Below are 16,400 nucleotides of genomic sequence, written 5' to 3'. Positions count from 1 at the left end.
CCATGGCCGAACCTTTTCTCGCTGAAATCCGCCTGACCAGTTTCAACTTCGCGCCCAGGGGCTGGGCCCTGTGCAACGGACAACTGCTGCCCATCAACCAGAATCAGGCCCTGTTCTCCCTGCTGGGCACAACCTACGGTGGAAACGGCACCACCAATTTCGCGTTGCCCAACCTGCAGGGCCGCATGCCCATCCACGCGGGAACCGGGTACAACCAGGGGCAGGCAGGCGGAGAGGTCAATCACACCCTCACGCTGACCGAGATCCCCCAGCACACCCACACTGTGCAGGCCAGCTCGCAGGCCGGCAGCACCCCGGTGCCCACCGGCGCTGTTCTGGCCGCGCCCGCCCACGGCGGCAACATGTACGGTGCGGGCCCAGCTGCCGCCGCACTGATCAGCAGCACCGTCGCAGTCACCGGAGGCAGTCAGCCACACATGAATATGCAGCCGTCCCTGGTGCTGAACTACATCATCGCGCTGGTGGGGATTTACCCCTCGCGTCCCTAAGGAGACTTCATGTCAGAGCCTTACGTCGGCGAGATTCGCCAGTTCGCCGGAAACTTCGCGCCCGCTGGCTGGCTCTTCTGTAATGGTCAGCTGCTGCCCATCGCCGAATACGATGTACTGTTTGCCCTGATCGGTACGACCTACGGCGGTGACGGCCAGACTAACTTTGCATTGCCCAATCTTCAGGGCCGCGTACCGATCCACATGGGCAGCGCCCTGGGGACGTCCTTCCCGATTGGCAGCACACTGGGAACGGAGAACGTCCAGTTGACGACCAACCAGATCCCGTCGCATAGCCACTCCCTGGGTGTGGCCGCCACCGCCACGACCAGCGCGCCCGGCGGCAACCTGCTGGCGCCGCCCAGCGCCGGGGACCTGTTTCTGGAAGACACGCCGTCTGCGGCCATGAATGCCAGCAGCATCACGGCGAGTGGAGGCAGTCAGCCGCACAACAACATGGCGCCCTACCTGTGCGTGTCGTTCATCATCGCGGTATACGGCATCTTCCCCAGCCCCACCTGAGTCGTGGGTCCGGGCGCCGGATCCATCACATCAGCCTCCATTCGCTCACAGAGGTTTTCATGTCAGAAGCGTACGTCGGTGAAATCCGCATCTTCGCCGGGACATTCGCGCCAACCGGCTGGGCACTCTGCAACGGTCAGATCCTCGCCATCAGTCAGAACACGGCCCTGTTCTCCCTGCTCGGCACGACCTACGGTGGCAACGGCACCACCACTTTTGCACTGCCCAACCTGCAGGGCCGCGCGCCCATGCACTGGGGCACTGGCCCCGGGCTCACGCCGCGCAGCCTGGGAGAGGTCGGCGGCGCGGCCACCGTCACGCTGCTCTCCACCCAGATGCCTGCGCACACCCACACCATGAATGCCGCGATCGATCCGGGAGAAAGCGACAATCCTGCCAACCTGGCCCTGGCCCGCGGCTCGAACATTACCCCCTACGCGCCCGCGCCCGCACCCGGCACCACGCTGAGTCCGTCCACCCTGAGCGTGCAGGGCGGCAGTCAACCGCACAACAACATGCAGCCCTACCTGACCATGAATTTCATCATCGCGCTGCAAGGCATCTACCCCCCCCGCTCCTGAGCGGAAAGCTGGCGCGCCATGACCAAGACTGAATCTCAGACCACCCGCCGCCGCCTTCTCAAGGCCCTCGCCGCCCTCAGCGGCGCCGCCCTGCCTGCCGCCGCCGCGCAGGTCACGCCGCGCCGCGCCGCCCGCATCGCGGTGGTGCTGCCCCGCCGCAGTCCCTACCCGGCCCTGGCCGAGACGTTCATGACCGGCCTGACCGGCAGTCTGGACGGCCACGTCACCCTGAGCACCGTCCGGACCGGCCCGGCACCCCGCGCGGCGGCCGAGGCGGCCCGCACCGCGCTGCGCGACAGCCCGGACCTGCTGGTGCTGCTGGGAGACGGCCTGACCCGCGCGGCGCAGCCCGCGCTGCTCGAACGCCCCACCCCGGTGCTGGCGGCCGAGTTCGGTGTGCAGCGGCCGGACCTGCACCAGCCTGCCCCGCTGGCCCTCACGGTGTCCCTGCACAGCTGGGAAGCCGAGTGGGCGCACGCCCGCACCCTGGCCCGGCACGCGGGGGTGTACCTGCTGATCTCGCACCTGGACAGCGGGTACGACCTGCCCTTCGCGGTGACCAGCGGCCTGCAGGCCGGACGCGGCACCCTGAGCGGCACCGCCCTGTTCGACCCGGCCGCGCCGGACCACGCCGCGCTCGCGCGCCAGATCCGGGAGTCCGGGGCCGCGCACGTGCACGTGCTGGCCAGTGGTGCGGGCGCCGCGACCGTGGGGGCCCTGCGCCGCGCCGGGTTCAGCGTGAGTGCCGGGGGGCTGACCGCGCCGGACCTGAACGTGCCGCGCGCGCTGGCTGCCGTCTCGACCAGCCTGCCCCCCGTCCAGGCGCTGGGCTTCGATGCCGGCCGCTGGATCAGCGCCGCCCTGACCGGCCCACTGACCCCCAGTGCGGTCCACACCGCGCTGGCCTGCGCGGCCGTGACCGGCACGCGCGGCACCCTGAGCGTGGACGCCCACGGCGTGCTCCGCGCGCCGCTGACCCTGCTCGGTGCCGGGAAGCCGCAGGCGCTGACCCCACCCAACCTGCTGCAGCTGGAACCGGCCGGCCTGCGCAGCGGGTGGCTGCACACCTACCTGCACGCGTGAGCCAGCCGCCCCCGCCTGACCTGCCCCCCGGCTGGCAGGAGACCGGCCCGGACGACCCGTTCGTCCGGCTGGTCTCGGAGCGGCACCGCGCCCACCTGAACGCCCTGCCGGAACCCACCCGCCGCCTGATGCACGACCTGCAACACCGCGCGCAGCAGCAGGCGTACCGCGCGCAGTACCCGGCACACCGCACCTACCTCCTGAGCCGCCTCACCCCGGACGGCGCGGCGGCACGGGACGAGGTCATCGGCTACGCGCTGGTGGACTGGGGCGAGCCCGTCACCCTGATCGATTTCGCCGTGCATCCGGACGAGCAGGGGCGCGGGCAGGGGGGCGCCGCCCTGGCCGCCCTGCAGACCTGGGCGGGCCGGGCGGTCGTCCTGAACGTGGCCCGGGGCAACCGCGCCGAGCGACTGTACCGCCGCGCCGGCTTCCAGCCGTGTGGCGGCGACGAGCTGAACCTGCAGATGCGCTGGGTGCCGGGCCGATCCGCCGGCAGCCTGCCCTGAGCCGGGCCGCGTGCCCGCGCGGCCGGACTTCCCCTAGCCAAATCAGCGCCGGTCACCCGAGGGGCGCGTACCCTCGGGACATGACCGCCACCGCCCCCGCACAGGCAGATCAGACCGCCGCCACCCCGCTGCGCGTCCTGATCTGCGACGAGATGAATCCCGGCGACCTGAACCACCCCGGCTTCCAGATCGACTACCAGGGCAACATGGACCGCGCCGAGACGCTGCGCCGCCTGCCCGAGTACGACGCGCTGATCACCCGCAGCCGCACCAAGGTCGACCGTGAACTGATTGACGCCGCCGGGCCCAGACTCAAGGTCATCGGGCGCGGCGGCGTGGGCGTGGACAACATCGACCTCGACTACGCCAGCCTGCGCGGCCTGCTCGTCCTGAACGCCCCGGAGAGCAACAACGTGTCGGCCGCCGAGCTGGCCGTCATGCACCTGATGGCCGCCGCGCGCGGCCTGACCCGTAGCGACAGCAAGACCCGCGCCGGGCAGTGGGACCGCAAGTACCTGGGCCTGGAACTCAAGGACAAGACCCTGGGCATCGTGGGGCTGGGCCGCATCGGCTCCATCGTGGCCGACCGCGCGCAGGGGCTGCGCATGCACGTCGTGGCCTTCGACCCCTACGTGCCCGACAGCAAGTTCGAGCGGCTGGGCGTCACCCGCGCCGCCACCCTCGACGAGCTGCTCTCGCAGGTGGACGCCATCACCGTGCACACCCCCCTGACCGACGAGACGCGCGGCATGATCGGCGCCGAGCAGCTCGCCCGCCTGAAGAAGGGCGCGATCGCCGTGAACGCCGCGCGCGGCGGCATCATCGACGAGCAGGCGCTCGTGGACGCCCTGCACAGCGGGCACCTGTTCGCCGCCGGGGTGGACGTGTTCGTGGACGAACCCCCCGCGCCGGACCACATCTTCCTGGGCGCCCCGAACCTGGGCATCACCGCGCACCTGGGCGCCAACACCTTCGAGGCGCAGGAACGCGTCGGCGCGGAGATCGTCTCGCGGGTGCTGGACGCCCTGCACGGCGACGTCAGCAAGGGCGCCGTGAACGCCCCCGCGCTGGACGCCAAGACGCTGGAGGCCCTGGGCGGCTACCTGAAGCTCGGGGAGAAGCTGGGCCGCGTCCTCGCGCAGCTCCTGCCCGGCGCGCACGACGTGGAGGTCTCCTTCCGGGGCGAGTTCCCCGCCGACCCCGCGCCGGTCGTCACGAGCGTCCTGGTGGGCTACCTGTCGGGCATCACCGACGAGACGCCCAACATGATCAACGCCCGCGCCCTGGCCAGGGAACGCGGCGTGAACATCGCCATCCGCGAGGAACAGGACAGCCCCGACTATCAGACCGAGGTGATCGTGAAGGTCACGGGCGGCGGCCGGGGCGAGAAGGAACGCACCCGCACCGTGGGCGGCACGGTGTTCGGCCGTAACCCCCGCCTGACCCGCCTGCGCGACTTCCGCGTGGAACTCGAACCCGAAGGCTTCATCCTGATCGCCAGCAACCAGGACAAACCCGGCGCGGTCGCCAAGCTCAGCACCCTGCTCGGCAGCTGGGGCGTGAACATCGCCGGGATGGCCCTGGGCCGCGCCGAGAAGGGCGGGCAGGCGCTGTTCACCCTGACCCTCGACGACGCCCTGACCGCCGAACAGCTCGATCAGGTCCGCGCGCTGGACGTCATCGACAGCGCGTACCTCGTCCGGGCGTAAACCGCACGGCGTACGCGGCCCGCTTCCCGGTGGAGGCGGGCCGCGCTGCGATCACACCAGTCTGTGCAGGCGGTCGGCGGCGACCAGCAGCACGTCCCACACGCCGCTGAAGGGCGGGGCGTAGGCGAGGTCGGCGTCGAAGAGGTCCTGCGCGGTGGCCCGCTCGCCCAGCAGGGCCGCCACGACGTCCACCCGCTTGACGCTGAGGTGGTTCTCGCCGACCAGCTGCGCGCCCAGCAGGCGGCCGGTGCCCTTCTCGGCGGTCAGGCGGACGTGGATGGGCCGGCTGGTGCGGTGGTACCCGGCGTGGTCGGTGCTGCTGACGTCCACGCTGACGGCCTTCAGCTCCAGCGCGTCGGCCTCGGCCTGGGTGAGGCCGGTGCGGGCCACGCCCAGGTCGAAGGTCTTGAAGATGCCGGTGCCGACCACGCCGGGGAAGCGCGCCTCGCCGCCCGCCATGTTCACCCCGGCGATGCGGCCCATGCGGTTGGCAGGCAGGCCCAGCGGGATGTGCACGCGGCGGCGCGTCACGCGGTGCACGCTCTCGGTGTTGTCCCCGGCGCTGAACACGCCGCTCACGCTGGTTTCCTGCCGGGCGTTCACGGCCACCGCGCCGGTGCGGCCCAGGCGCGCGCCCGCCGCCTTCGCCAGGGCCACGTTCGGCTTCACGCCCACCGCCACGACCACCAGATCGGCCCGCACCAGCCCGCGGTCGGTCTGCACGCCGCTCACGCGGTCCTTGCCGGTGAGGCCCTGCACGGTCACGCCGCAGCGGACATCCACGCCGTGGCGTTCCAGTTCGGCGCGCACGCGGCGCTGGTAGCCCAGGTCCAGCGTGCGGCCCGCCACCTCCGGTCCCTTTTCCAGCAGCACGACGCTCAGCCCGCGCGCCCGCAGCGCCTCGGCCAGCTCCAGCCCGATGTAGCCGCCGCCCACGATGCAGGCCCGCTTCGCGCCCCGCACGCTGGCGTCCAGCGCCTCGCCGTCGGGGATGTCCCGCAGGACATGCACGCCGCCCAGGGGCGTGACCGCCCAGTCGGGCCGGATGGGGGAGACCCCGGTGGCGATGAGCAGCCGGTCGTAGGCCTCGGTGCTGGAGCGCCCGCTGGCGTGGTCCGTCACCGTGATCGTGGCGGCCCCGGCGTCCACGCCCGTCACCTCATGGCGCAGCCGCACGCCGATGCCGCGCGCGCGCATCTGCTCGGGCGTGCGCGCGATCAGCCGGTCGAACGCCTCGACCTCACCGCCGATCACGTACGGCAGCCCGCAGGCGCCGTAACTGATCTGTTCCCCCCGCTCGAAGACCACGATCTCCGCGTCCGGGTTGAAGCGCCGGGCGCGGCTCGCGGCGCTCATTCCGGCGGCCACGCCGCCCACGATCACGATTCGCATGCCGCAGGGTAAAGCGCGCGCCCCGCCTCCCGGCTAGCGGTCGTCTTCATGGACGCGGGGCGACCCGGTACGGGGTATGGCCCGGCAGGACGCCGGCCGGTCGGGGGCCCGCCGGGAGGGTCGCGGGGCTCGGCGGTGGATTGGCTCCCCGCTGCGCTCAGCGGCCGAAGTCCTGGACCCAGTACGTGGTGAACGTCGTGCCGGGCGTTCCGTTGCCCGGCCCCGACGTCACGCCAGTCAGGGTTCGTGACGCGGCAGTGGTCGGGAGTGCCCAGCAGGATGTGCAGCGCGTCCTCGGAGGTCGTGGCGTCGTCCGTGGCGCTCTCGCCGACCAAAAGGCCGGGATGGCCGGCGGCGCGCTGCCGGTGACCGGATTGACGTGAACCCGGAAGTTCAGCCGGATCAGGTCGTTCAGGTGCGTCTGGGCCGCTCGTTCCGGCGCAGGGGTGGAGCGCCGGGCAACAGCTCGTCGCCGCAGCGCTGTCCCTGCCGTCGGGCCGCGTTGGTGAGGTCCAGGAGGTGCAGCAGCCATGCCCGGGGATCGTCCGTCCCGATCTGCGTGGGCGTCACGCTGACGAGCGTGGCGCGCCCGTCCTGCCCGCAGGCCCGGAAGTCGGCCTGCACCAGCAGATCAAGGAGGTCCGCGCGGTCAATCAGGGTGTCGGCGGCGACCGGGGCCCCGCCGGGGAGGGCCAGTGGCGCCGCCGACGCCGTCTCCGGGGCAAGCGTCGGCGGCGTGCCGTAGGGCACGCTGGCGGGCTGCGCGGCGCCGGTCCCGCCCGGCCCGAGGCTCAGGGTCAGCAGGGCCAGCCGCAGCGCAGGGAACATGCCTGCATTTCAGCACGAGCCTCCTGCAGTGCGCGCACAGTCGGGTCCGTTCTGGCGAGGCTGCTCACGCAGGGCTGCACAGGGGCGGCACGGTTCCCGGGGCGGGCGACCTAAGATGCTGGGCATGACCGATGCCGCCCGCCCGGACTTCACGCCCCTGAACCGCGAACGCCTGATCGCGCCCGGCCCGGTCGAGGTCGCGCCGAACGTGCTGGCCGAACTGGCCCAGCCGCAGATGCATCACCGCGCGCAGGCCGGGATCGCCAAGCTGATGGAGGCCCGCGAGAAGCTGACCCGGCTGCTGGGTGACCCGTACGACGCCGTGATCACCACCAGCAGCGGCACCGGCGCCTTCGAGGGCGCGCTGGTGAGCACCACGCCCGGCGGCGCGAAGGTCGTGAACGCCCAGGCCGGGAAGTTCAGCGAACGCTGGGGCGAGATGGCCCGCCGCTTCGGGTACGACACGAGCCTCGTGGCGAAACCCTGGGGCGAGGTGCTCGACCCGCAGGAGGTCGCGGACGCCGCGCGCGGCGCGCACACCCTGCTCATCACGCACAGCGAGACGAGCACCGGCGCGCTGCACGACCTGGAAGCCATCGCGCGGGCCGCCAAGGCGCAGAACCCTGATCTGATCATCATCGCCGACGGCATCACCTCCTACGGGGTGGCCGAGCTGCGTCCGGCCGCCTGGGGCGTGGACGTCATCGTGTCCGGCAGCCAGAAGGGCACCGCCACGCCCCCGGGGCTGGGCTTCGTGCTGTTCAGCCCCGAGGTGCAGGCCCGGATGATCCAGAACCCAGAGCGCGGCTTCTACCTGGACATGACCCGCGAACTGGCCGGACAGAAGGCCGGGAACACCCCGCAGACCCCGGCCATCAACCTGATCTACGCCCTGAGCACCGCCCTGGACCGCCTGCTGAGCGTGCCGCTGGAGGTGCTGTGGGCCGAGCAGCGCCGCAAGACCGACGCGCTGATCGCCGCCGGCACCGCGCTGGGCGCCCCCGCCTGGGCGCCGCGCACCAGCCCGGCCGTGGCGGTCCTCACGCCGCCCGCTGGGATCACCGGGCGGCAGGTGGCGGCGCAGCTCGCCGCGATGGGGCAGCGCGCCCTGCCCGGTCAGGCGCCGCATGAGGACGCGGTGTTCCGCGTGAGCACCATGGGCTACGCCGACCGCTACGACGCGCTGGCGATTGCCGGGATCCTGGAGGACGCCTTCAGCGCGCTGGGTGTGGACTTCGAGCGGGGCGCGGCCGTGCAGGCGGCGTGGAACGCCCTGAAATAACCCGGTGGACGGAGGGGGAGGCCGGGATCGCCCGGCCTTTTCGCTGACGTCACCCCGGCGGGGTAAGCCGAATGGACGATCCTTGAAAAGATGTGGGGAGCTGCACTTTCTTTTCAATAAGACTGTTGCAACCTTCGAAGCATGTTGCCGCCGGAACAACCGCCGCCCGAACCCGACCGTCCCCCCCTGAGCCCCGAACACGTGCAGGCCGCAGAAGTCTTCGGCAAGACCATGAAACGCCTGCACCGCCTGATCAGCAGCCGCGTCATGCGGGGCATGCAGGACGAACTCCTCGAATGGGACCTGAGCTTCTCGCAGATCACCGCCATGCACCAGCTGCGCGCCCGCGCGCCCATGACCGTCACGCAGCTCAGCGAACTCACCCGCCTGAGCGTCCCGGCCGCCAGCCACCTCGTCGAACGGCTCGTCAAGCGCGGCCTGGCGCAGCGCACCGAGAACCCCGAGAACCGCCGCGAGAAACTCGTGGACCTCACCGACGCCGGGCGCGACATCGTGGGCCGCATGGACAGCGAGTTCGTCAGCGCCTACGTCACCGCCTTCCAGGGCCTGCAACTCGACACCGTCCAGGCCGCCACCCACCACCTCCAGCGCGTGCTGGACGAAATCGAACCCCTCTACTCCTGCCAGGAGCATCCATGAGCGCACACACCGCCGAACCCGAAGGGCGTATCGACTACGCCAAGACCCTCGACCTGCCCACCAAACGCCTGATCCTGCTCGGCGTCCTGCTGGGCCTGTTCCTCAGCGCGCTGGACCAGACCATCGTCTCCACCGCCCTGCCGCGCATCACGCAGGAACTCAACGGCCTGAGCCTGTACTCCTGGGTCACCACCGCCTACCTCCTGACGAACACCGCGCTCGTGCCCATCTACGGCAAGCTCTCCGACCTGTACGGCCGCAAACCCATCCTGATGATCGGCATCGTGATCTTCCTGATCGGCAGCGCCCTGTGCGGCCTGAGCGGCGAACCCTTCCTGGGCAACCTCTTCGGCGGCGGCATGATGCAGCTCGTCGTGTTCCGCGGCCTCCAGGGCGTCGGGGCCGCCGCGCTCGGCTCTGTGGCGTTCGCGATCATCGCCGACCTCTTCGAACCCGTCGACCGGCCCCGCTACCAGGGCCTGTTCGGCGCCGTGTTCGGCCTGAGCAGCGTCATCGGGCCACTGCTGGGCGGCTTCCTGACCGACCAGGTGTCGTGGCGCTGGGTGTTCTACGTGAACCTGCCCATCGGCCTGATCGCCCTGGCGTTCATCGCCAGCAAGATGCCCCGCCTCGCCAGCGGCCTGAAAGCCAAGGTGGACTGGCTGGGCGCCTTCCTGATCCTGGTGTTCGCCGTGCCGCTGCTGCTGGCCCTCACCTGGGGCGCCGACGGGAACTACGCCTGGGGCAGCCCGCAGATCCTGGGCCTGTTCGCCCTGAGCGCCGTGAGCCTGATCGCGTTCCTGTTCGTCGAGAGCCGCCACGAGAGCCCCATCCTGCCCCTGACCCTGTTCAAGAACCCCACCTTCGCCTGGGGCGCCCTGGCGCGCTTCATGATCGGCGCCGGCTTCCTGGGCGCGATCCTGTTCCTCAGCCTGTACCTCGTACAGGTGCAGGGCGTGAGCGCCACCAAGGCCGGGACCGCCACCATTCCCCTCACGGTCGGCCTGATCATCGGCGCGATCGGCAGCGGTCAGATCGCCAGCCGCATGGGCCGCTACAAGCCCCTGATGCTCATCGGCCTGATCGCCGCGGGCCTGGGCTTCTTCGCGCTGAGCACCCTGAACGCCGACAGCAGCTACGGCAGCGTCGTGTTCCGCATGGTGCTGCTGGGTCTGGGCCTGGGCCCCGCCCTGCCGCTGTACACCACCGCCCTCCAGCTGGCCGTCAAGCCCTGGGAGATCGGCGTGGCGACCAGCGCCGGGCAGTTCTTCCAGCAGATGGGCAGCACCATCGGCACCGCGATCTTCGGCGCGATCCTGACCGCCGGGGTGAGCAGCAACCTCGCCACGCAGTTCGCCGCGCAGGCCGCCAGTAACCAGGGCACCGTCGCCACGACCCTCCAGAAGATCAGTGACGACATCAAATCCGGCAACAGCAAGACCAGCGGCGACCGCAGCGCCACCCCCGAGAAACCCGAGGACATCCAGGCGCGCTTCGCCACGCTGCGCGAGAACCTCACCAGGGCCATCCAGACCGGCGACCAGCAGGCCCTGGCGGCCGTGAAGAACGACCCGTTCATCAAGACCCTGCCCGAGAACGCCCGCACGCAGCTGACCGGCATCCCCGAGGGGGGCGTGCCCGCCCAGGTGAAGGCCGGCTTCGCGCAGACCTACGCCACGGTCGAGCAGGCCGTGAACAGCGGCGACGCCGCGCAGGTGCAGGCCCTGGCCGGCAACACCCAGCTGCCGCAGGCGCTGCGCGACAACCTCGCGAAGATTCCCGCGCCCGCCCTGGCCAGCCCGCAGGCCCGCGCGCAGATCCTCGCCGGCATCAAGCAGGGGCTCGACCAGGGGGAAGCCCAGGCCGAGCAGCAGGCCACCCAGCAGGCCCTCAGCGCGGCCCTCAGCGGCGTGAACGACGGCGAGAAGATCACGCTCGCCAGCGCCCGCGCCGCCAAGGTCGCCTTCGCGGACACCATCAGCTCGATCTACCGCTACTCGATCGTCGTCGCCGCGCTGGCCTTCCTGGCCACGCTGATGATGCCGAACCTGGAAATTCCCCGCCGCGCCAAGGGCGAACGCGCCCAGCCCGCCCACGTGGAAATCTGAATCCCTGCCGGGGAAGGTGATCGACCCTCCCCGGCAGCAGGCAGCGCCCCGGCCAGTCAGGCCGGGGCGCTGCCTGCTGTGCCGGTTCAGCGTCCGGACGATTCGGTGGGCCGGCGCGTCCGGCGCCGCAGGCGCGTCACGGCGAGCGCCACGCCCAGCAGCAGCAGGGCGACCGCGCCGCCCAGCACGGACGGGGTGGGCCACCCCAGGGCGCTGCCCAGTGCGAACAGCGCGGCGATGGCGGCGACCGTCCCCAGCATCAGTACTCCAGACCGTGACATGCTTCCTCCTGCGGCCGGAAGCCCACGGGCCTCCGATTGGAGCGCCCAGTGTAGGGGCCGGGCCCGCCCCTGCGGTTAAGTGCGCCGTGAAGTGCCCCTCACCGCTGGCGGCCCGCGGCGGCCGGGAACGGGACGCTACCCTGGGCGGCATGACCCGCCCCCTGTACCACGACAGCACCCTGATGACCTTCACCGGCACCGTCACGCACGCGCAAGGGCAGGAGGTCGCGCTGGACGCCACTGCCCTGTACCCGGACGCGGGCGGGCAGGCGGCCGACACGGGCACGCTGCGCTGGCCTGAAGGTGAGGCCCGCGTGACCGGCAGCCGCCGCGACAAGGCCACCGGGCTGATCTGGCACGCGCTGGACGGCGCGCTCCCCCCGGTCGGGCAGACCGTACAGGGCGACGTGGACGCCGACCGCCGCTGGCGGCACATGCAGCGCCACAGCGCCGAGCACCTGCTCGCCCAGGCGTTCGTGCAGGTGAACCCGGCGTTCGAGGTGGTGGCCGTGAATATGAACGCCCCCGAGTGCACCATCGACCTGAGCGGCGACCCGGCCGAGTCGCACGTGCGCGCCGCCGAGGCGCTGCTGCGCGAGACGCTGGGCCGCGCCGAGCTGACCCTGGACACTCCAGTCGTGCCCGAGGCCGAGCTGAGCCGCTACCCGCTGCGGCGCGAGTCGAAGGTGCGCGGCGACACGCGGCTGGTCATCTACCGCCGCGCGGACGGCACGCCGTTCGACGTGAGCGCCTGCGGCGGCACGCACGTCCCGCGCGCCAGCATGGCCGCCCCGGTCGTGATCCTGCGTACCGAGCGGATCAAGGGCGGCGTGACCCGCGTGACCTTCATGGCGGGCGAGGAGGCCAGCGCGTACCTGGGCGGCGTGTACGCGGACGCCCGCCGCCTCGCGCAGGGGTTCAGCGTGCCGGTCGAGCGCCTGCCCGAACGGGTCGAGGCCCTGACGGCCGAACGCACCGCGCTGGCCGCGCAGGTCGACGCCCTGCACGCCACGCACGCCCGCACGCTGCGGGACGCCGCGCCCAGCGAGCCGCTCGGGGACGTGACCCTGCGTGTGGTCACGCTGCCGGACCCGGCGGGCCTCCAGGCGGCCCTGACCGACCTCCCGGTGGGCGAGGTGATCGCGGCGGTGACCGGGGCTGGCCGCGTGGGCATCGGCAGCGCCCACCCGGCCCTGAACGCGGGGACGCTCCTGAGGGCCGCCCTCACCGCCAGTGGAGGCAAGGGGGGCGGCCGCCCGGAGCTCGCGCAGGGCAGCACCCCCGACGTGCCCGGCTTCCTGCGGGCCGTCCGCGAGACCCTGAGCGCCCCGGCCTGACCCCACCGGCGCGTTCACAGCTGCGCCCGGACTTGATAGGCTTAGGGGTCATGAGTATTCACCTGAACGCCGAACCCGGCCAGATCGCCGAAACCGTCCTGCTCCCCGGCGACCCGCTGCGCGCCAAGCACATCGCCGAGACCTTCCTGACCGACCCCGTGCTGCACAACACCGTGCGCGGCATGCACGGCTACACCGGCACCTACAAGGGCAAGAAGGTCAGCGTGCAGGGCACCGGCATGGGCATCGCCAGCTCCATGATCTACGTCAGCGAACTGATCACCCAGTACGGCTGCAAGAACCTGATCCGCGTCGGCACCGCCGGCAGCTACCAAGCCGACGTGCACGTGCGCGACATCGTGCTCGCGCAGGCCGCCTGCACCGACAGCAACATCAACAACATCCGGTTCGGCGCGAAGAACTTCGCCCCCATCGCGGACTTCGAACTGCTGATGCGCGCCTACCAGATCGCCCGCGAGCGCGGCCACGCCACGCACGTCGGCAACATCATGAGCAGCGACACCTTCTACCACGACGACTTCGACCAGTACAAAATCTGGGCGGACTTCGGCGTGCTGGCCGTCGAGATGGAAGCCGCCGGGCTGTACACCCTGGCCGCCAAGCACGGCGTGAAGGCCCTGACCGTCCTGACCATCAGCGACCACCTCGTCACCCGCGAGGAAACCACCGCCGAGGAACGCCAGCTGACCTTCAACGCCATGATCGAGATTGCCCTCGACGCCGCTCTGGGCGAGTAAGTCGCCTGCCGTCCGGCCGGGTCGTCTCGCGCGGCCCGGTCAGGTTCGCTGTCCTGACGCCGCATCTGCCGGTACGGTGAGGCATGCCCCGCTGGACGTTCCGGTATCCGCGCGCCGCCGTGTCCCCGAGCCCATGGGGCGTGCGCGTGCGCCTGGCCCTGCACCTGCTGCGTCCCCAGGTGTCGTGGCGGGTGGGTGAACTGCCCGCTCCGCTCAGGGATGTGCACTGGCCGGCCGGTGTGAGCCCACTGGGCGTCTACCGTGATCTGGCCGGCGCGCGGCACGTCCGGCTGCGCGTCCCCGGCGACCCGGCCGCGCAGTTCAGCGCGCGGGAGGCGGTGCGCGGCGCGCTGCTCGCGGCGGGCCTGCCCGCGCAGCCCGGCGAGGCGGTCGGTTTCGACGTGCGCGAGGACCGGTTCGAGCTGGGCGACACGGTGTTGGGGCTGGGAACGCCGCAGCGCCGCCACCTCGACCTGCCGCTGATCACCCGGGAGGGTGAGGGGTCGCTTTCCCAGCCGGGCCTGTCCCTGTGGGGCGGGCCTCGCCAGTCCTCCGGCGGCGCCCCCCTGCTGCTGGTGCCCGAAGTCGGCGACCTGCAGGCCGTGCTCCTCGGCTGGCAGGCAGAGGCGGCGGCGCAGGGCTGGGACGCCCGGCCACCCCTCTGCGGGGCTGATCAGGTGCTGCTGACGTTCACCCGGGCGGACGGGATCGTCACCCTGACAGGCGTGAGACTGAGCGGCGCCGCGTGGGCCTTCACCCTGGAACGCGACGCCTGGTCCCATCTGCTGCGGCTGTCGACCGTCGCGGCCTAGAAGTCCCCGTCGGCGGGAAACAGTGTGGTGGTCAGCATGGCGTATCCCAGGGCGGTCGCGGCGTCGCCCCGCGTCCCCAGGGTGCTCATGACTGCGCGGCCCAGCGCCTCGTAGCGGTCCACCAGCTGCTTCCACTCGGCGGCGTTGTACGACGAGTAGGTCTCGTCGGGGGTCGGTCGGTAGGCGCGCAGAGTCGCCACGTACGCCGCGTGATCCTTGCGGGTCTGCGCGATCAGCGCGGCGTAGCGCTGCCCGGTCTGCGCGCCCAGTGGGGTGCGGGCCAGCGCGGCGAGCCCTGCGAGCTGTTCTTCCAGATACGGGAACGAGCGGGGGATGGCGTGGGAGTACAGGGTGCCGCCGCCCGCGCGGATGAAGGCGAACTGGCCCTCCAGTGCGCGCAGCTGCTGCATCTGCCTGCGGAGGCCGTCGATGCGGGCGCTGAGCTTCGGGTTGCCGCCCAGGCTACGGCGCAGCGCGGCGGCGCGGCAGTCTGCCCAGTTACCGGCGGCGTTGTCCTCGTCGGCCTCCGACCAGGTGTCGATGGTCAGGCTGGCGTAGCTGCCGCTGTCCACGGCGTTCGCCAGGGCGCAGTTCGCGGGGGTCTGCGCGGCGGCGAGCGGGCAGAGGGCCAGCAGCGCGGTGACGGTCAGGGCAGGCAGGAGGCGCATGCGCTCAGCCTACCTTGACCGTCCGGTCCGCGGCGGGTCAGGCCTGCCGGTTCAGGCGCGCGATGAAGAATCCGTCCACCCCGTCCACCGGCACGGTCAGTACGCCCGGCCCGGCGGGCACGTGCGGCACCTCCAGGTCCGGCACGGCCTGCGGCGTGAACTCCGGGTGGGCGTCCAGGAACGCCTGCACGACCTGCGGCCCTTCCTGCGGCGTGACCGAGCACACCGAGTACACCAGGGTCCCGCCGGGCTGCACGAGCGCGGCGGCGTTCGGCAGCATCCGCGCCTGAAGCTCGGCCATCTCCTGCACGGCGTCCGGCGTGAGGCGCAGCTTGATCTCCGGGTGGCTGCGCAGCGTGCCGCTGCCGGTGCAGGGCGCGTCGAGCAGCACGACCGGCGCGGGTTCGGTGGTCAGCGGCTGGGTCAGGTCGTGCGTGATGAACTGCCCCGTCAGGCCCAGGCGCTTCAGGTTCGCGCGGGCGAGGTCGTGCTTGCGGGCCACGACGTCCACGCTCGTGACCTGCGCGCCGCGCGTGGCGAGCATCGCGGCCTTCACGCCCGCCCCGCCCGCTAGGTCCAGCACCCGCGCGCCCTGCACGTCACCCAGCGCGTCCACGCAGGCGAGGCTGGCCGGGTTGATGGGCTGCGCCTGCCCCTGCTGGAACGCGGCGGTCTGCCGCAGCGGGCGGTCCAGCGCGACGCGGTCCACGCCCTGCACGGTGCCTTCCAGCACGCTGCCCTCGTCCTCCAGCGCGCGGACGCCCGCGTCGCTGAGGCTCAGCCACAGCGGCTGCGGCTCCAGCAGGTCCGCGAGTACCGCGTCCGCCTGCGCGCCGTACGCGCGGCGGTACACGTCTGCCAGCCACGCGGGCATCTCGTCCGGGACGGTCTCCTCGGGGCTCAGGGCCTCCAGGCGCCGCAGCACGGCGTTCACCAGTCCGGGGGGGGCCAGCCGCGCCCCGCGCGCGAGGTTCACGTACTCGCTGACGACCGCGTGCGGCGGGGTGCCCAGGAACAGCCGCTCGAACGCCCCGGCCAGCAGGACCGCGCGGGTCTTGGGGTGCGTGTCGCCGCTCAGGCGGGCGTCGAGCGCGCGGGTCAGGCTGGGCGCGTGCCGCAGCGCGCCGTACACGACGTGTGTGGCCAGCCCTGCGTCGCGGGCCGGCAGGCGGGCCTCCTGCAAGGCGGCGTCCAGCGCGGGTGCGGCGAACGCGTGGGCGTCCATGACGCGCAGCAGCACCCGCACGGCGACCTCACGGGCCGGGTTGAACGGGCCGGGCCGGTCGGCGTCGGATCTGGGTCGGTCGCGGGCGGTGCGGGGGCGGCGTGCGTCGGTCATCCGGGCAGTGTACGCGCGGCCC

Annotated in this window: 17 protein-coding genes; 12 read left to right on the top strand and 5 right to left on the bottom strand. The window is 72.0% G+C overall.

Annotated elements, in window-relative coordinates; translation table 11 throughout:
• Positions 1–2: 2 nt before the first annotated feature.
• From AUC44_RS09200 to serA, 6 genes are all read left to right on the top strand, one after another.
• Positions 3–509: a phage tail protein gene (locus tag AUC44_RS09200; RefSeq protein WP_062158355.1), complete on the top strand. Its 507-nt coding sequence runs from the start codon at positions 3–5 to the stop codon at positions 507–509.
• A gap of 9 nt (positions 510–518) precedes the next feature.
• Positions 519–1,031 carry a phage tail protein gene (locus AUC44_RS09195; RefSeq protein WP_062158354.1) on the top strand — a complete coding sequence of 171 codons (513 nt, stop codon included), beginning with the start codon at positions 519–521 and terminating at the stop codon, positions 1,029–1,031.
• Between the two features lie 59 nt (positions 1,032–1,090).
• Complete coding sequence (locus tag AUC44_RS09190) at positions 1,091–1,612, top strand: phage tail protein (RefSeq protein ID WP_062158353.1); 522 nt, start codon at positions 1,091–1,093, stop codon at positions 1,610–1,612.
• Positions 1,613–1,630: 18 nt separating this feature from the next.
• Positions 1,631–2,695, top strand: a complete 1,065-nt coding sequence (locus AUC44_RS09185) for an ABC transporter substrate-binding protein (RefSeq protein ID WP_062158352.1) — start codon at positions 1,631–1,633, stop codon at positions 2,693–2,695.
• On the top strand, positions 2,692–3,204 hold the full coding sequence (locus tag AUC44_RS09180) for a GNAT family N-acetyltransferase (protein ID WP_062158351.1): 513 nt from the start codon (positions 2,692–2,694) through the stop codon (positions 3,202–3,204). Before AUC44_RS09185 ends, AUC44_RS09180 begins: the two co-directional genes overlap by 4 nt.
• 80 nt (positions 3,205–3,284) lie before the next feature.
• A complete protein-coding gene (gene serA, locus AUC44_RS09175) occupies positions 3,285–4,913 on the top strand; it encodes a phosphoglycerate dehydrogenase (RefSeq protein ID WP_062158350.1) in 1,629 nt (542 codons plus the stop codon).
• 51 nt (positions 4,914–4,964) lie between these two features.
• On the opposite strand, the gene AUC44_RS09170 is transcribed toward serA, so the two are convergent.
• Together AUC44_RS09170 and AUC44_RS09165 are read right to left on the bottom strand one after the other, a co-directional pair.
• A complete protein-coding gene (locus tag AUC44_RS09170) occupies positions 4,965–6,305 on the bottom strand; it encodes an FAD-dependent oxidoreductase (RefSeq protein WP_062158349.1) in 1,341 nt (446 codons plus the stop codon).
• 411 nt (positions 6,306–6,716) lie between these two features.
• Complete coding sequence (locus AUC44_RS09165; RefSeq protein ID WP_062158348.1) at positions 6,717–7,133, bottom strand: hypothetical protein; 417 nt, start codon at positions 7,131–7,133, stop codon at positions 6,717–6,719.
• A gap of 124 nt (positions 7,134–7,257) precedes the next feature.
• Between AUC44_RS09165 and AUC44_RS09160 the strand changes: the two genes are divergently transcribed.
• The 3 genes from AUC44_RS09160 to AUC44_RS09150 all read left to right on the top strand — a co-directional run bounded on the left by AUC44_RS09160 (position 7,258) and on the right by AUC44_RS09150 (position 11,183).
• On the top strand, positions 7,258–8,415 hold the full coding sequence (locus tag AUC44_RS09160) for an aminotransferase class V-fold PLP-dependent enzyme (protein ID WP_062158347.1): 1,158 nt from the start codon (positions 7,258–7,260) through the stop codon (positions 8,413–8,415).
• 141 nt (positions 8,416–8,556) lie between these two features.
• Positions 8,557–9,075, top strand: a complete 519-nt coding sequence (locus tag AUC44_RS09155; RefSeq protein ID WP_062158346.1) for a MarR family winged helix-turn-helix transcriptional regulator — start codon at positions 8,557–8,559, stop codon at positions 9,073–9,075.
• On the top strand, positions 9,072–11,183 hold the full coding sequence (locus tag AUC44_RS09150) for an MDR family MFS transporter (protein ID WP_062158345.1): 2,112 nt from the start codon (positions 9,072–9,074) through the stop codon (positions 11,181–11,183). The genes AUC44_RS09155 and AUC44_RS09150 overlap by 4 nt, the downstream gene beginning before the upstream one ends.
• Positions 11,184–11,269: 86 nt before the next feature.
• Here AUC44_RS09150 and AUC44_RS16495 read toward each other — a convergent pair whose 3' ends face one another.
• On the bottom strand, positions 11,270–11,464 hold the full coding sequence (locus tag AUC44_RS16495; RefSeq protein WP_157445260.1) for a hypothetical protein: 195 nt from the start codon (positions 11,462–11,464) through the stop codon (positions 11,270–11,272).
• A gap of 149 nt (positions 11,465–11,613) precedes the next feature.
• Here AUC44_RS16495 and AUC44_RS09145 point away from each other — a divergent pair, with 149 nt between their 5' ends.
• The 3 genes from AUC44_RS09145 to AUC44_RS09135 all read left to right on the top strand — a co-directional run bounded on the left by AUC44_RS09145 (position 11,614) and on the right by AUC44_RS09135 (position 14,371).
• Positions 11,614–12,801: an alanyl-tRNA editing protein gene (locus AUC44_RS09145; RefSeq protein WP_062158344.1), complete on the top strand. Its 1,188-nt coding sequence runs from the start codon at positions 11,614–11,616 to the stop codon at positions 12,799–12,801.
• A gap of 50 nt (positions 12,802–12,851) precedes the next feature.
• Positions 12,852–13,559: a purine-nucleoside phosphorylase gene (gene deoD / locus AUC44_RS09140; RefSeq protein ID WP_062158343.1), complete on the top strand. Its 708-nt coding sequence runs from the start codon at positions 12,852–12,854 to the stop codon at positions 13,557–13,559.
• 83 nt (positions 13,560–13,642) lie between these two features.
• Positions 13,643–14,371 carry a hypothetical protein gene (locus tag AUC44_RS09135; RefSeq protein WP_062158342.1) on the top strand — a complete coding sequence of 243 codons (729 nt, stop codon included), beginning with the start codon at positions 13,643–13,645 and terminating at the stop codon, positions 14,369–14,371.
• On the opposite strand, the gene AUC44_RS09130 is transcribed toward AUC44_RS09135, so the two are convergent.
• Positions 14,368–15,039 (bottom strand): hypothetical protein, encoded by a 672-nt coding sequence (locus AUC44_RS09130; protein ID WP_062158341.1) that lies wholly within the window; start codon positions 15,037–15,039, stop codon positions 14,368–14,370. The two genes, AUC44_RS09135 and AUC44_RS09130, sit on opposite strands and share 4 nt — an antisense overlap.
• A 37-nt stretch (positions 15,040–15,076) precedes the next feature.
• The gene (locus tag AUC44_RS09125) at positions 15,077–16,378 is read right to left on the bottom strand and encodes an RsmB/NOP family class I SAM-dependent RNA methyltransferase (protein WP_082689013.1); all 1,302 of its coding nucleotides are present in this window, start codon (positions 16,376–16,378) and stop codon (positions 15,077–15,079) included.
• Positions 16,379–16,400: the final 22 nt, after the last annotated feature.

This window comes from Deinococcus actinosclerus (genome assembly GCF_001507665.1).
GTDB classification, from domain to species: Bacteria; Deinococcota; Deinococci; order Deinococcales; family Deinococcaceae; genus Deinococcus; species Deinococcus actinosclerus.
This window is presented reverse-complemented; position numbering and strand designations above follow the sequence as displayed.